The sequence below is a fragment of the Vibrio phycocola genome (genome assembly GCF_054404255.1).
The window spans coordinates 91,902-107,694 of the sequence record NZ_JBTAMQ010000004.1 but is presented as its reverse complement, the minus strand read 5'-3'; the positions used below and the strand labels follow the sequence as shown (position 1 = coordinate 107,694).

17 protein-coding genes are annotated in these 15,793 nt (G+C 42.3%); 1 reads left to right on the top strand and 16 read right to left on the bottom strand.

What is annotated here, in order from left to right; genetic code table 11:
* Positions 1–94: 94 nt before the first annotated feature.
* Positions 95–2,332, bottom strand: coding sequence for a hybrid sensor histidine kinase/response regulator (locus tag ACXJY6_RS06745; RefSeq protein ID WP_458767782.1), 2,238 nt, complete (start codon positions 2,330–2,332; stop codon positions 95–97).
* Between the two features lie 157 nt (positions 2,333–2,489).
* Between ACXJY6_RS06745 and ACXJY6_RS06740 the strand changes: the two genes are divergently transcribed.
* The gene (locus ACXJY6_RS06740; RefSeq protein WP_458767781.1) at positions 2,490–3,059 is read left to right on the top strand and encodes a UPF0149 family protein; all 570 of its coding nucleotides are present in this window, start codon (positions 2,490–2,492) and stop codon (positions 3,057–3,059) included.
* A gap of 65 nt (positions 3,060–3,124) precedes the next feature.
* Here the strand turns inward: ACXJY6_RS06740 and nadA are convergent, their stop codons facing one another.
* From nadA to ruvC, 15 genes are all read right to left on the bottom strand, one after another.
* Complete coding sequence (gene nadA, locus ACXJY6_RS06735; protein ID WP_456049421.1) at positions 3,125–4,186, bottom strand: quinolinate synthase NadA; 1,062 nt, start codon at positions 4,184–4,186, stop codon at positions 3,125–3,127.
* 150 nt (positions 4,187–4,336) lie between these two features.
* The gene (gene ybgF / locus ACXJY6_RS06730; protein ID WP_456049420.1) at positions 4,337–5,122 is read right to left on the bottom strand and encodes a tol-pal system protein YbgF; all 786 of its coding nucleotides are present in this window, start codon (positions 5,120–5,122) and stop codon (positions 4,337–4,339) included.
* Between the two features lie 18 nt (positions 5,123–5,140).
* Positions 5,141–5,668 (bottom strand): peptidoglycan-associated lipoprotein Pal, encoded by a 528-nt coding sequence (pal, locus tag ACXJY6_RS06725; protein WP_456049419.1) that lies wholly within the window; start codon positions 5,666–5,668, stop codon positions 5,141–5,143.
* Between the two features lie 28 nt (positions 5,669–5,696).
* The gene (gene tolB / locus ACXJY6_RS06720) at positions 5,697–7,049 is read right to left on the bottom strand and encodes a Tol-Pal system beta propeller repeat protein TolB (RefSeq protein WP_456049418.1); all 1,353 of its coding nucleotides are present in this window, start codon (positions 7,047–7,049) and stop codon (positions 5,697–5,699) included.
* 12 nt (positions 7,050–7,061) lie between these two features.
* The gene (tolA, locus tag ACXJY6_RS06715; protein WP_458768082.1) at positions 7,062–8,222 is read right to left on the bottom strand and encodes a cell envelope integrity protein TolA; all 1,161 of its coding nucleotides are present in this window, start codon (positions 8,220–8,222) and stop codon (positions 7,062–7,064) included.
* Positions 8,223–8,233: 11 nt separating this feature from the next.
* Positions 8,234–8,677 carry an ExbD/TolR family protein gene (locus tag ACXJY6_RS06710; RefSeq protein ID WP_456049417.1) on the bottom strand — a complete coding sequence of 148 codons (444 nt, stop codon included), beginning with the start codon at positions 8,675–8,677 and terminating at the stop codon, positions 8,234–8,236.
* A 6-nt stretch (positions 8,678–8,683) separates the two neighbouring features.
* Positions 8,684–9,367 (bottom strand): protein TolQ, encoded by a 684-nt coding sequence (tolQ, locus tag ACXJY6_RS06705; RefSeq protein WP_456049416.1) that lies wholly within the window; start codon positions 9,365–9,367, stop codon positions 8,684–8,686.
* Positions 9,364–9,774 carry a tol-pal system-associated acyl-CoA thioesterase gene (gene ybgC, locus ACXJY6_RS06700; RefSeq protein WP_456049415.1) on the bottom strand — a complete coding sequence of 137 codons (411 nt, stop codon included), beginning with the start codon at positions 9,772–9,774 and terminating at the stop codon, positions 9,364–9,366. Before ybgC ends, tolQ begins: the two co-directional genes overlap by 4 nt.
* A 156-nt stretch (positions 9,775–9,930) precedes the next feature.
* A complete protein-coding gene (locus ACXJY6_RS06695; RefSeq protein ID WP_458767780.1) occupies positions 9,931–10,227 on the bottom strand; it encodes a cyd operon YbgE family protein in 297 nt (98 codons plus the stop codon).
* On the bottom strand, positions 10,220–10,327 hold the full coding sequence (gene cydX / locus ACXJY6_RS06690) for a cytochrome bd-I oxidase subunit CydX (protein WP_087479513.1): 108 nt from the start codon (positions 10,325–10,327) through the stop codon (positions 10,220–10,222). Before cydX ends, ACXJY6_RS06695 begins: the two co-directional genes overlap by 8 nt.
* Before the next feature lie 12 nt (positions 10,328–10,339).
* Positions 10,340–11,476 (bottom strand): cytochrome d ubiquinol oxidase subunit II, encoded by a 1,137-nt coding sequence (gene cydB / locus ACXJY6_RS06685; protein ID WP_458767779.1) that lies wholly within the window; start codon positions 11,474–11,476, stop codon positions 10,340–10,342.
* Between the two features lie 18 nt (positions 11,477–11,494).
* Positions 11,495–13,081, bottom strand: a complete 1,587-nt coding sequence (locus tag ACXJY6_RS06680) for a cytochrome ubiquinol oxidase subunit I (RefSeq protein WP_456049412.1) — start codon at positions 13,079–13,081, stop codon at positions 11,495–11,497.
* A 470-nt stretch (positions 13,082–13,551) separates the two neighbouring features.
* Positions 13,552–14,556, bottom strand: a complete 1,005-nt coding sequence (ruvB, locus tag ACXJY6_RS06675) for a Holliday junction branch migration DNA helicase RuvB (RefSeq protein ID WP_456049411.1) — start codon at positions 14,554–14,556, stop codon at positions 13,552–13,554.
* Complete coding sequence (gene ruvA / locus ACXJY6_RS06670) at positions 14,553–15,164, bottom strand: Holliday junction branch migration protein RuvA (RefSeq protein WP_456049410.1); 612 nt, start codon at positions 15,162–15,164, stop codon at positions 14,553–14,555. Before ruvA ends, ruvB begins: the two co-directional genes overlap by 4 nt.
* Before the next feature lie 79 nt (positions 15,165–15,243).
* A complete protein-coding gene (gene ruvC / locus ACXJY6_RS06665; protein WP_456049409.1) occupies positions 15,244–15,765 on the bottom strand; it encodes a crossover junction endodeoxyribonuclease RuvC in 522 nt (173 codons plus the stop codon).
* Between the last annotated feature and the right edge of the window lie 28 nt (positions 15,766–15,793).

Below are 15,793 nucleotides of genomic sequence, written 5' to 3'. Positions count from 1 at the left end.
TATCTGACTTTGGGTCAAGTATATTCATACAAAAAACAGTTGTTTGGTTAAACAATAAACATCTGGGTTCGCCTCTGTGCTTAAATAAATCGGGTTAGTCCTCTGTCTCTTTGTCGTCTGCTAGAGGATCATTCTCCGAAGGTTGCGCTGCTTCTTTATGATATTGATAAATTTTATCGGTATGACGATAGAGCACATCATTGAGTTCCTGCTCCATTACTGGTTTATTGAGCATCACATCGGCGCCAGCGTTCATCATCTTATCCTTCGCTTGCTTAAACACATCAGCGGAACAGCCGAGGATAAAGATTTGATTGATCGCATCTCCACGAGCGCGAATACGTTTGATCGTCTCGATACCGTCCATAACTGGCATATGATGATCCATAAGAATAAAATCGAAGTCCTCCTTCTCGAGTTGATCAAGTGCGATGGAGCCGTCTTCAGCAACGACACTCTCGATCTCTCGCTTAACAAGAAACGATTCCAAAATATGAGCGTTGACTCGATTGTCTTCCACGATCAAGGCTTTTATTCCATTAAACTGAACATCTTTCGTCACATACGAAGTCGATGATTCGGTTTTAGTACCCAATTTCAAAGGAAGTTTGACGTCAAAGAAACTCCCAAGCGACAGTATGCTTGTAAGCTTAATTTCCCCACCCATCAGTTTTATTAATTGATCAACGATGGCGAGGCCCAAACCTGTTCCACCGTATCGACGGTTGGTGTTGAGTTCGGCCTGTTCAAAAGGTCTGAAAATTTTATCTTGCGCTTCTGGGCTAATACCAATGCCGCTGTCTTCAATCGATATGCTTAACGTATTTTCTTGATACCCTGTCACTTCTTCATCTAAACGAATACTAATGTGTCCTTGGTCGGTAAACTTAACCGCGTTATTGAGGAGATTAAAAAGTATCTGCTTAATCCGCGATATATCCCCAACATAATACCGGTCTGGCTCGATATTCGATTCAATGTTAAGTGTGAGGCCTTTTTCGTCACATAACCCTTGGTAAACACTGACAATACTGTCGGTCAAATCTTCTAAAGCGAAATCTTGTGCATCAAGCTCTAAATAGCCTTGTTCAATTTTTGAATAATCGAGAATTTCATCGAGCAGGGTCATCATATGTTCACCGGATTGGTGAAGAACCTGTAAGCGTTTAGCTTGTGCAGGACTGAGCTCATCATTCATCATCAACTGGGCGTTTCCTAACACACCGTTCATTGGAGTACGAATCTCATGAGATAAGGTCGCGAAGAAGTTACTCTTTGCAGTGGTACTTTCTTGAGCTTTCATTTTCTCAGCATCTAGAAAGACGGTTTTTTGGTTTAAAGCGTCAATTAAGTAGCGAATTTCATCGTGACTTCGGTACGGCATATCGATCATACCGCCCTCTTTTGAATTCTTTAATCGGTCAGCGATATCAACAATAGGGCTAATAATCTTACGATTTAGCATTAAGTAACCAAAGATTAAGCCGACCAACAAAAAGGGAATAAGCCAAAGTTCGATATCAGTAACGATCTCGGTAATTTGTTCATTTACCGATTTATTTGAATTGACGACTTCCAATATCCAATTCAAATCAGCGAAGTGATATTGGCTGATGTAACCCGATTGCTTTACTCGAAATTGATGAGATGCGACCGGTGAACCGTATGAATCAATTAGATTGACACCAATTTGAGATTGGCTCGCAGTCGGTGAAATAAGTTCAACTAAGTCATCGAGAGACAAATCAACAGTAGCAACGCCAGAAAACTCGTTATCGATATAATAAGGTTGTGAGATAGTGATCATTTTGACTCGTGTATAGCCATCGACATACACTTGAGACCAATGAACGGTTTTTGGCGGTTGATTTGCGACTGACTTATACCATTCCTCCTGATCGTACCCTCCTGAAATGGCATTATCCCACGACGTAACCTGGTCAACAACACCATCGCTGCCTTGGTTAAAAAATAGGCTGGAATAAACCATGTCTTCTCCATCAAGAAACGGTTGAGGCCAAAGCCCGCCACTCACAACGATACTGTTAATATGTTGGAACAGCTCTTTTAATAGCTCGGTTTGGCTATCACGATCTATATTTGCCTGCCCCACAGAAACAACGCTATCTAAGATACTTAATGATTCTAATAGTGGCTCTTTCACGTGACCGGCGAATATCTCGGCTCTCAAATCTAAATTTTCCTTAAGTTGAGAGCTAATTGGGGCTTTAACAACCCAATGTATGAGAGCACCACTGATTGCAATAAATAGAACGAGATAAGCAACGAGAGCGATAAAGCTCTTTCGCTTCAGTGATTGTTGAGGTTTCATCGTGTTTTCCTTGACCTTAATATTAATTAACTTCATGCAAATACTGAACCAATATCAAACCGCCGAAATAATGACGGATACACGATAAGCTAATAGAATCATTGACGAAATTTGGCTACACTGAGCCCACAATTACAATTACAAGTACGGTACCGACATGAACTTAACTGAATTATTTGCTCAACTTGAGCCTACCGAGCAACTGATGAATGAGTCATCAACGAGAGGCTTTATTACCGCAATCACTTGCGCACCAATGTTACTGCCTGCTGAAGAATGGCTGCCGTTTTTATGGGGCGGAACCGAAAGTGCCCCCTTTAGCGATGGTGCTCAGTTCGAGCAATATTGCCAGACCATTGTTGAACTTTGGAATAATACGCGCGAGCAACTTCTTGAGCAAACTTGGCAATGGCCAAATAACTGCCTGCTCGACGAAGAGCAATTAGTCAACCAAGCAACCCAAGACTTTTGCGAAGGCTTCTTACAAGGTTGGCAACTGACACAAGATGATTGGCAAAACTTGGTCGAAGAAGAGAGTGAAGACAACGCATTAATCGGTGGAATACTACTCACTATTTCAATGCTTTACGACCCAGAGACCGCGATTGCAACACTCGAACAATCCGACGCAGCAGAACTAAGCCAATTTGAAGAGATCTATAACGCGATACCAAGAATGGTATGCGGTCTTACTCTCAAAGGATTAGAACTCGAACAAGCGCAATAAAAATAAGGCCACTTTCGGCCTTATTTTTTCATTCACTTTATCTTATCACCAGCTAAGTCGTGCTTTTATGCATTCCCTTTGACAGTATGGTTGAGACTTTCTGCAAAATCTAGCATACGATTCAATGGAATTAGTGACTTAACCCGAATCGCTTCGTCAACGAATATCTCGTGTTCTTCTCCACCATCTACAAGCGCCGATTTAATTGCTTTAAGGCCGTTCATCGCCATCCATGGACAGTGAGCACAACTGCGACACGTTGCCCCTGCTCCCGCCGTTGGCGCTTCAATGAGTTCTTTCTCCGGCACTAATTGCTGCATCTTAAAGAAAATACCCTTGTCAGTTGCAACAATCAGTTTTTTCTGTGGTAGTGACTTCGCTGCTTTAATTAATTGACTTGTCGATCCCACCGCATCTGCAAGATCCACGACACTCGCAGGTGATTCTGGGTGAACCAAAATTGCCGCGTCTGGGTAGAGCGCCTTCATCTTTCTTAATGCATCGGAAGAAAATTCATCATGAACAATACATTCGCCTTGCCACAACAGCATGTCACAACCGGTTTTATTCGCAATATATGAGCCTAAGTGCCGATCTGGGCCCCAAATAATGGGCTTATCTTGTGAATCTAGATGTTCGACAATCTCAAGAGCAATTGAAGAGGTGACAACCCAATCCGCACGTGCTTTTACTGCTGCCGAAGTATTGGCGTATACCACAACAGTATGGTCGGGATGCTGATCGCAAAATTGACTAAATTCATCCACTGGACAACCAAGATCTAACGAACACTCTGCATCTAACGTTGGCATAAGAATGCGTTTTTCTGGAGTGAGAATTTTTGCGCTCTCTCCCATAAAACGAACACCAGCAATCAGAAGTGTTTGTGCTGGGTGACGGTTACCAAACTTAGCCATTTCCAGTGAGTCACCGACAAAACCACCCGTATCTTCAGCAAGAGCTTGAATTAACGGATCAGTATAATAATGCGCTATCAATACAGCATCATTGTCGATCAGCAGTTGCTTAATTTCACTGATATAGGCCTGCTTTTCTTCATCAGAAAGCGGGACTGGTTTTGGCGGAAATGGGTAGGATGTTTGGATTGAATCTAGGATATGGCTCATTGCTCTGCTCTACACAACATCTTTCAATCCGAGCATTCTACACCGTAGAGGCAGAGAGTCAAAAGCGATAACGTGTCTTTATTGAGCAAAATAAGAAGTAAAAATAAATAAAGGAGCAAAAATGCTCCTTTATTTTATTATCGAACTTAATTAATTGCCGAGCTTCTGTTTCGCTTCATCAGCAGACTTACTTGATGGATACTCAGAAACAACCTGTTGATAGTATCGAGTAGCCGCAGCACTGTTGTTGTTCTGCTTTTCAATATCACCCAGTTTCACTAATGCATCGGCTCTTTTACTCGATGATTCAAAATTTACGACCGAAGCAAAGTTGGTTTGCGCATCGTTATATTGCTTTTTGGCAAAATAAAGCTGACCAAGCCAGTAATGGGCATTCGGAGTAAATGATGAGTTTGGAAACTGCTGGCGAAATTGATTAAACGCATCAATAGCTCCAGAGTAATCACGTTTTTTCAAAATGAGATCAACAGCATTTTGATATGCGGCTTGCTCATCAACATTCTCGCTATACGTACCTTCGGTTGACGCGGTCGATTCTGAGCCCGACGCAGCACTAGGAGTGTTCTTAGCTTGAGTGCGAATACTGTCGACCTCAATAAACAACTCTCGTTGACGTTGAATCGTTTGCTCGATGTCGTAACTGTTGCGCTCAACAATACCACGGAGCTCTTGAAGCTCCATCGTCATTTGCTCAAGCTGCTGCTGCATTTGTAGCTGCATTTGATTACGACTTTCGATTAGACGCTCAACACGAGATTTATTGCTGCTCGTTCCACTGACAGAAGGCAATATCGTCGAATTACCGTTCAAATCGGATACTGGAGCGGGAGCTGCAAACGCACTATTCGCTGCGCACGCCAATAACGTAAGCATAGCAACTCGTGGTGTGCTCCTAAACTGTGTATTACCGAACATAGTTAAGCCACTCTTTAATTAGTAAACAAGAACCGCACGACGGTTTTGTGCGTACGCAGATTCATCGTGAGTGTTAACTAATGGTTTTTCTTCACCGTAACTTACGATAGAAATTTGACTAGAAAGTGCACCTAAAGCTTGTAGGTAACGAGCAACTGCTTCAGCACGATACTCACCCAAAGCGATGTTGTATTCAGGGGTTCCACGTTCATCAGCATGACCTTCAATAGTCACGGTTACCGCTGGGTTAGACGTTAGATAAGTAGCATGAAGTGCTAGCATGTCTTCGTAATCAGCAGAAATCGTTGAGTTATCGAATGCAAAATAAACGGTCTGCTCTTGCATGACACGTTCCATCAACTGCTGCTCAGATAATTGACCGCTCTCGTCAATTGAAGATAATACGGTTGATTCATTCGTTATCGCTTGATCGACCGTACTTCCAGTTCCAGAAGCATTTGCAGCTTCATCACTTGAACTACATGCGGTCATCGCAAGTACCGGGATTGCAATCATTAACCCTTTAAGAACTTTGTTCAGTTGCATCTTATATTCCTTAAATTCAAATCACTTTTTATAAAAACGGAGACCAAGCAGGTGCTCTTACACGACCATTTGTTTCCGGCAGTCTAGCTTTAAAACGTCCATCAATTGAAACCATCGATAACACATTAGTATTGTTGAAAATTGAGCTGTATATAACCATACCACCATTAGGGGCAATACTAGGAGATTCATCGAGCAAAGTCTTTGTTAAAATTTGCACTGTTCCAGAATCTAAATCCTGTTTGGCAAGGTTAAAGCCATTAGCACTTTGATTTACCATTATTAAGTAACGGCCATCAGGTGAAATTTGTCCACCTAAGTTTTGTCGCCCCTGCCATGTTATACGTTTTGTCGCACCTGTGTACAAATCTACGTTATAAATCTGTGGCTTACCACCACGGTCAGACGTGAATATCAGTGATTTCCCATTTGGATGCCAGAATGGCTCTGTATTATTAGCAGACCCTCGAGTAATTTGTTTTACCTTCTTGGTCGCTAAATCCATAGTATAAACTTGGAGGTTACCTGTCTTCGATAAAACTAATGCGAGTGATTTTCCATCTGGAGAGAAACGCGGAGCACCATTATGGCGTGGGAATGAGGTCATTTTCTCACGTACACCGGCATAAATATCCATCACATAGATTTCTGAACGACCATTTTCAAACGACACATAAGCTAACTTACGTCCATCTGGTGACCAAGCAGGTGACATGAGTGGCTGTTTAGAGCTCAATACTAACCGTTCGTTGAAACCATCATAATCGGATACACGCAATTGGTATGGGTAATTCTCATTATCCTGTACCACAACATAAGCAATTCGAGTTAAAAAAGCCCCTCGCTCACCAGTAAGTTTCTCATAGACTAAATCAGAGATACGGTGAGCGTACTCTCTCAAACGCTTTTTGGGATAAGCTGCGACGTTGTTAAGCAGTAAATATTCTTTCGACAGTACCAATGAGCCTTCGTTGGAGACTCCTTTACGTTCATGCTCGCCCAATTGACCAGCAACAATATCGATCAGCTGATAGCGAATAACATACTCGCCTTTTTCATTCACGCTAATCGCTCCTGTCAGCAACGATTCGACGCCTATTTTTGTCCAATCTTCAAATGCGACATTCGTATCCACATAAGGGATTTGTGGCATTTTACTGGTAGGGACAGGGCTGAATTTCCCACTACGCTGCAGATCCGATGCAATAACGGCAGAGACATCAACAGGTAACGGCTCATTACCTTGCCAATCAAATGGTACAATGGCAATCGGCCTTGCTGAATTAATGCCCTCTGTGATCACAAGATCAAGTGCAGCATGAGCAAGTTGGATGCTACTAAAAGCAATAAGTGTGACACTTAGTATAAGGCGCTGTAACACAAGCGTTTCCTTTTAGTTTGGTTCTACGGTTAAATTGATATTTTTTAGCTGCTCAACAATATCAGGATCGTTTGGAAGTGGATAAGAATTCACTTTCAATACCGCTGCCGAAGTAGCAGCACACACAGCGGAATCCCCTGATAATACACTTAATTTACCCAACACAGCCGTGCCGCCTGCTGGGATTAAGCGCAAATTCACTTTACATGATTTTCCGGAAAAACTGTCGTTGGTCAATAATTGACTCGAGATCAGCTGCTTGTAAATGGCGCCATAGCGGTCGAGCTCTGAACTAATAAACTTCGATCGAGCACTACTATTTTGCTCAGCTTCATTTGCTAACCCAGAGAATACATCACTCAAGGCCGCATCTTGTTCTCGTTTCTCTCTTGCCAAACGTTCTTTTTCTAACTTCTCTAAACGGGCTTTCTCTTTCGCTTCTTTCTCAGCTTTCTCTCTCGCTGCCTTTTCCTTCGCTTCCCGTTCAGCCTTCTCTTTGGCTGCTTTTTCTGCTGCTTCCTTAGCGGCTTTCTCCTTCGCTATTCGCGCCTTTTCAGCTTTTTCAGCGGCTTCCTTGGCAGCCTTCTCTTTCGCTATTCTGATTTGTTCCGCTTTCTCTGCCGCTTCTTTTGCAGCCTTAGCTTTCGCAGCCGCCGCTTTAGTCTCGGCCTCTAACTTTTCTTTGGCCTTCTGTTTTGCAATACGTTCTTTTTCAACTTTCTCTAGTTCAGCTTGCTTCTCTTTTCGTGCCTTCTCAGCGGCTGCACTTCGAGCTTCCGCTTCTTTGCGTTCTTTCTCTTTCTCAGCTCGTTTCTTTTCGGCTTCTCGAGTCGCTTTTTCTTCTTTCGCTTGTTGCTCTTTCAGCTTACGAATACGTTCTTCTTCCGCTGCACGGTTTTTCTCTAATAAGTCACTCTCACGACGCAGTTTGTCGAGTCTATCTTGCTCTTGCTGTTGAGCTTTAGAGCGTTGTTCTTTTATCCGCTTAGCTTGTTGACTCACAAGGTTCGGGTCTATAACTACAGCCTCAACCATCGTTCCGGTTTGTTTAGGCTCTATGGACATAAAATTAGAACCCCACAACAAGATCACCACCAACGCGATATGCAAAAGAAGTGAAATGAATAGGGGTATTCCCAAACCTGATTTTTTAACCTTTGAGGTCTCTTTCAAATTCGACACAACTACTCTCGAATATCCGTTAATAAGCCAACTTTGGTAATACCTGCTTGATTTAACTCATCAAGAACAAGCACGATTTCTGCATAAGGTGTTTGAGCATCCCCACCAACGGCCACTGGAGATTCGGGGTTAATTGAGCGTTCAGCTTTAACCAACACGATAGCGTCTTGTAATGATAAGCCGCGTTGAAAACTGTCATTATTTACACTCACACCAATCTCTCCTGCTTGCGTGATCTCTACAATAATGAAGCTCACATCACTATCACCTGCGAGCTCTGAAGCAGATTGCGCATTTTCCGTTTTTGGCAATTCAACATCGACTCCCTGAGTCACAAACGGCGATGTCACCATAAATATAATAAGCAACACTAACATGACATCAATATAGGGAACGACATTAATTTCTGCCGTCATTTTACGCTTCTTCGGCTGATAACCGGCCATAAATAATTACTCCCGCCCAACCATAGCCTGACGATGGAGAATACTATGAAACTCTTCAGAAAATGTGGCGAAATTGTGTTCCAGCTTACCAACGATATTGCTAAGACGGTTATAAGCCATTACGGCAGGAATCGCAGCAAATAGCCCCATCGCTGTTGCAACCAATGCTTCGGCAATACCAGGTGCAACCATTGAGAGTGTCGCCTGTTTTACCGCACCAAGAGCAATAAATGCATGCATAATTCCCCATACGGTACCAAATAGACCAATATAAGGGCTGATTGAGCCTACCGTAGCCAAAAAGGGTAAATGCGCTTCCAAAGACTCAACTTCACGAGAGACAGAAACACGCATTGCGCGCGCAGTTCCGTCCATCACGTAATTGGCATCACCGCTATTCGACTTGTGTAGACGTGCAAATTCAGTAAATCCCGCATAAAAGATTTCTTCACATCCACTGATCTCATCTTTCCTTGCTTTCACTTCTTGATAGACATGCGTAAGATCCGCACCCGACCAAAACTTATCTTCAAACAAGGCAGATTGTTTGCCAATTTGTTTTAACACTCGTAGACGTTTGATAATCATCGCCCACGACATAACCGACATGCCTAGTAAAATAAGCATAACTAACTTAACTAATAGGCTGGCTTGTAAAAATAGATCGAGAATCGAAAGTTCAGCGTTCACTGTAACTCCTTGGAAAAAATAGATAATGGGATAGCGATTGGGCGCATTTTCTTATTATTGATGCATGCTACCTGAACTAAAGCACGGCACAATACCTGCTGTTCAGCATTTACGAGCTCCTGACAAAATTGCAAAGAAGCTTTCCTTTGATCAGATATGACACTTATTACCGTCAAATGTTCATCCAATATTGCCGCTTTGATATAATTAATTTCCATCGACTTTACAACGAAACCAATATCATGCTCAAGTAAGACTGATTGCGAGACGCCCCAGGCTCGAATCATCTCCGTCCTTGCGCGTTCAAAAAACTTTAAATAGTTTGCATGGTAGACCACACCACCAGCATCCGTATCTTCGTAATAAACCGTGACTGGCCATTTAAATTCAATATTTTCTAGCGACACGAGTAACCCAATAAGTTTTGCTATGCGAATGATTACTATAACGTACTTTTCTTCAATTCGTAAAAGCTCTGCTTCAAATTGATATTGTTATGATAAAAAAATAGCGTTACTTCAAACAAGTAACGCTATTTTATCATCGATTGTAAGCGGTGATGTCTAAAGCAACACCAGCCCTGTAAACCCTAATAATATTAGTAATGAAAAATAAGGACTAAACATGATCTTAAAAACGCTTCGATATGGGTGAAATCCAATACCTACAACCATACTGCTGCACATTGACCAGATTAACAATGTCACCTTCAATAGACTAAACCCGCCTATCGAATTGGCATATTGAGTTGGCTCCCACATCAATAAACCTGCATGAAACAGTCCCAAAGCCATAATAAACAGCCTAACGATCAGGCTGTTTATTGGCTTCATTAAAATAGCAGCTGGGTTGCTATTCACTATCCTTATCCATCATTTCACTGTGTTCGAGCCACAATGCATTGATAATACCGAATGAGCAGGCAAGCAATACACCTAGAATCCAAGCAAAATACCACATAATTACGACTCCTTAATAAAGTGAACTGTTATTGTCTTCGATAAATTTGTTATCAAGGCGGCCATACATTTTGTAATAACCAAATGTTGTATAAGCCAAAATAATCGGTACAAATACCGCTGCAACGCCTGTCATTAGCTGGAGTGTTAACTCACTCGATGTCGCATCCCACATCGTCAAACTATGACTAGGCACTAAACTTGAAGGCATAACAAATGGGAACATAGTGAACCCCGCCGTACAAATAACACCTGCACTCGATAAGCTCGCCGCTAGAAACGCAATGCCACCTTTACTAAAACGAGCAGCAATCACAGCAATAATTGGCATGCCCGCTCCTAACGCTGGAGCAATCCAAAGTAATGGGTGAGCATTAAAGTTAGCCATCCAAGCACCTGCTTCACGTGCCACTTCTTTGTTCAATGGATTAGAATCAGCCATGGTATCGATAACGCTTTTTACTACGTAACCGTCGATACTCTGAATCCAATATCCTGCAGCGACAAATGTAATTGTTAGCAACAAACCAACCAATTGTGCAGTGCCTTTTGAGCGTGCAAGCAAATCATCAGAGGTTTTCATAATCAACCAAGATGAACCTTGAAGCAAAAACATCAATAAGCTTACAACACCACACAAGAGGGCAAACGGATTCAACAGACCGAAGAATGAACCTTGGTACAAGGGCATCATAAAATCAGTTAGTTCAAATGGTACACCTTGCAATAAGTTACCAAATGCCACACCAAAAATAATTGGCGGAACAAATCCACTAATTGAAATAGCAATATCCCAAGCTTGTCTCCATTGTGGATCCGTCAATTTCGAGCGGTAATCCAACCCGACTGGACGCAACCATAAAGCGGCAAGAGTGATGATCATTGCCAAGTAAAAACCCGAAAATGACGTTGCATAAACCAATGGCCATGCCGCGAACAATGCACCACCTGCGGTGATTAACCATACTTGGTTGCCATCCCAGTGTGGGGCAATGGAATTTATCATTATTCGGCGTTCGACATCACTTTTACCGATAACTGGAACTAACGCTCCTACACCCATATCAAAGCCATCGGCGATAGCAAAGCCTACTAGTAGGACACCGACCAGTGCCCACCAAATGAATCGCAAGATTTCGTAATCAAACATTCTTTAGTTCTCCCTACCTTAAGCTTCGACTTGGCGACTGATGTTATCCGCCGCAGTGTTTGCATTTTGTTCAAAGTGATAGCGACCTGTTTTTAGGCTACTTGGCCCTTTACGAGCAAATTTCACCATCAAATAGACTTCTGCTAACAAGAACACGGTATAAAGTGCAAGAATAGCGAATAGTGATATGTAGATTTCACTCGCACTTAACGCTGAACTGGCCACGTTTACAGGGAGAATTTCACCGACAGCCCAAGGCTGGCGACCAAATTCGGCAACAAACCACCCGGTTTCAACCCCAATCCAAGGTAATGGAATACTGAACAGTGCTGCTTTAAGAACCCAACGTTTTTGCTCAATTTTCTGACGACAGCTTTGAATGAATGCTGCGCCAAATACAAATAGCATCGCAAAACCACACGCAACCATAATACGGAACGCCCAGAATAGCGGCCATACTGTTGGAATTGTGTCATCTGCGGCGGCTTGAATCTGTTCTTCTGTCGCATCAACAACATTGTCGGTGTATCGCTTAAGTAACAAGCCATAACCTAGGTCGTGCTTAACTTCATCAAATGCCGCAATATTTTCAGCGGATTTATCACCTGAGCGCAATTTAGTCAGCAGCTCATAGGCGTACATACCGTTGCGAACACGATCAACGTGACCATCACGTAAATCGTTAAGCCCTATGACTTCTTCATCAAAAGAACGTGTTGCAATAATACCCATCACGTAAGGGATTTTAATCGCATAATCCGTATGTCGAGTTTCTTGGTTCGGTAAACCAAATAGGGTGAAAGGTGCTGGTGCTTCTTCGGTGTGCCATTCGGCTTCCATCGCTGCCAATTTCACTTTTTGCACTTCACCTACTTCATAGCCCGATTCATCACCAAGAACGATAACTGACAATACTGCGGCAATACCAAATGAAGAGGCCACTGCAAACGAACGGCGAGCAAACGCGAGATCTCGACCTTTTAGAATATAGTATGCAGACACACCTAGAATAAACATCGCACCTGTGGTGTAACCTGCAGCCACAGTGTGAACAAATTTAACCTGAGCAACTGGGTTTAGTACCACTTCAGCAAAGCTGGTCATTTCCATACGCATGGTTTCAAAGTTGAATTCAGATCCAACAGGATTTTGCATCCAACCATTTGCAACTAGAATCCAAAGTGCTGACATGTTTGAACCAATCGCGACCAACCATGTTGATACTAAGTGTTGACGCTTACTCAGGCGGTCCCAACCAAAGAAGAACAACCCGACAAAGGTAGATTCAAGGAAAAAGGCAACGAGTGCTTCAATCGCTAAGGGCGCGCCAAAAATATCACCAACGTAGTGGGAATAGTATGACCAGTTAGTACCAAACTGGAACTCCATTGTGAGGCCAGTTGCAACACCAAGCGCAAAGTTAATACCAAATAACTTACCCCAAAACTTAGTCATATCTTTGTAAATCTGTTTATCTGTCATCACATACAGTGATTCCATGATTGCCAGAAGAAAGGACATTCCTAATGTCAGTGGGACAAACAAAAAGTGATACATCGCAGTGAGTGCAAATTGCAATCGCGATAGATCAACTATGTCGATCATGTTAACTCCTTTGTGTCGGCTGAATGACACGTCTTTCAAATAAAGCAGCTTAAGCTGCACCAATCTTAAATTTTTTTATTGTTACAAATTGTAAGTAATTGGAAGAGGCATCTGTTAAATAAACTTATAAAGAGATAAGTTCATTAAGCAATACCTAATATAATAGAGAGAATTTTACTGGTTAATGAGATGGCTTTCAAAGGTTTTGTAATAATCGTGGGTATTGATATAGATCAATTTAGTTTCTTAATTTTCAATCTGTTAACAAAATAATTGAGGCAGATCAATTTTTAGATATGAGTTAATGTCTGAATGAGTTGAAAATGGGTATTCAAACCATTTGTGGATACATTTAATTAACAATAGTAATCAGATAAAACAACATTTATGAATCATAAAATATCTTCATGAAGTGTGATAAAGATCACACTAGATTTAATCTATTGACTTAGGTCTCATTTTCGAAAAGCTTATTTTACTTTATTAAAATGAAGGTAAGCTCTATCTGTTGCAACTCGTCCTCGAGGTGTACGTTGCAAAAAACCCTGCTGAATCAAATACGGTTCAATGACATCCTCAATGGTGTCTTTTTCTTCACCAATTGCCGCTGCTACATTATCTAGCCCGACTGGTCCACCGGAAAATTTATCGATGATGGCGAGGAGTAATTTTCTATCCATGTAATCAAACCCCTTAGGATCAACATCCAGCATCTTAAGCGCCATATCTGCAGTATCGACACCAATATGCCCGTCCCCTTTAACTTCAGCATAATCACGAACACGTCGAAGCAGTCGATTGGAAATACGAGGAGTACCACGAGAGCGTTTAGCTAGTTCTAACGCGCCTTCCATATCCATTGAAAGATCTAAGCAATCAGAACTACGCTTAACGATATTTTTTAAGTCTTCCACTTGATAGTATTCTAACCGTTGAACAATACCAAAACGGTCTCTAAGTGGTGAAGTTAGCGAACCAGCTCGTGTAGTCGCGCCAATCAAGGTAAAAGGTGGTAAGTCAATTTTGATTGAACGCGCCGCTGGCCCCTCACCAATCATAATATCAAGTTGGTAATCTTCCATTGCTGGATAAAGCACTTCTTCAACCACAGGACTTAAGCGGTGGATTTCATCGATAAACAGCACATCATTTTCTTCAAGATTGGTTAGCATCGCTGCCAAGTCTCCAGCTTTCTCCAATACCGGCCCAGACGTGGTTCTAATGTTTACCCCCATCTCATTAGCGACAATATTAGCCAGTGTCGTTTTACCTAACCCGGGAGGTCCAAAGATCAACAAATGATCAAGTGCTTCTTGACGCTTTTGCGCCGCCTCAATAAATATTTCCATCTGCACACGGACATGATCTTGACCTTGATAGTCTGCTAGTGTTTTTGGCCTTATCGCACGATCAAAGGCCTCTTCTTCTTTGAAAACTGGGTTATCTGCGGCAATCAATCTGTCTGCTTCAATCATACCATCGCTCTCAAGGCTGCTTTGATTAAGGCTTCGCTGCTCATATCAGGTTCACTAACCTGTTTGATGATCTTCACTGCTTGAACTTCTTTGTAACCAAGCGCAATCAATGCACTAACCGCTTCGTCCGAGACACTGCTCGCTGAAGATGCTACCACACCAGCTTGAGATGGCTGTGGACTGCTAAATAGATCGCCAGTTGACCACCCTTTCAAACGATCTTTCATTTCAACGACGAGTCGCTCAGCAGTTTTTTTACCCACACCTGGCAATTTTATTAAGGTTGAGATGTCTTCTCGTTCAACACAATCGACAAATTGCTCTGCCGTCATACCTGAAAGAATCCCGAGACCTAATTTGGGCCCTACGCCATTTGCCTTAATAACTTCACGAAAAAGAGCACGCTCTCGGATGGTATTAAATCCATATAATAACTGAGCGTCTTCGCGGACAACAAAATGCGTGTAGACAATAGCTTCTTCACCGACATCAGGTAATTCATAGAAACAGCTCATTGGCATTTGAATTTCATATCCGATACCACTCACTTCAATCAAAGCTACTGGAGGTTGTTTTTCAATGATGCTTCCGCGCACTCGTCCTATCACAGCGTGATCCTATCTAATTCAAGAATTTCAAAAAATAATAATAAATTACTGGATAAATAGCCAGTGTTAAACAATTTAACTAACGATATCGCCCACGTCTGGCAGCGGTGGCTTTTCCAGATAACGCCACTAACGTTTTGTTGGTGTTTGCATGACAAATTGCAATTGCTAACGCATCTGCCGCATCCGCTTGTGGTTTTGCTGGTAACTTCAACATCTGCTTCACCATATGTTGAACCTGAGACTTTTCTGCTGCGCCAGAGCCGACTACAGCTTGCTTCACCAATCGCGCTGCATACTCATACACTGGCAAATCTGCATTGGCGGCGGCGACTATCGCACTACCTCGAGCTTGGCCTAGCTTTAACGCAGAATCGGCATTTTTCGCCATAAAAACTTGCTCGATAGCAAACTCTTCTGGCTGAAATTGAATAATAATTTCGCTCACGCCCGCGTATATCTGTTTTAATCTACCCGGCAATTCACCTTCACTGGTACGAATACAACCACTTCCTAAGTATTGAAGTTGCCTACCTTGCTGCTTAATAACACCATAACCAGTAATACGCGAGCCTGGATCAATCCCCAATATAATCGACATAATTGCCCTAAATGTGGAAAGGGCTTAG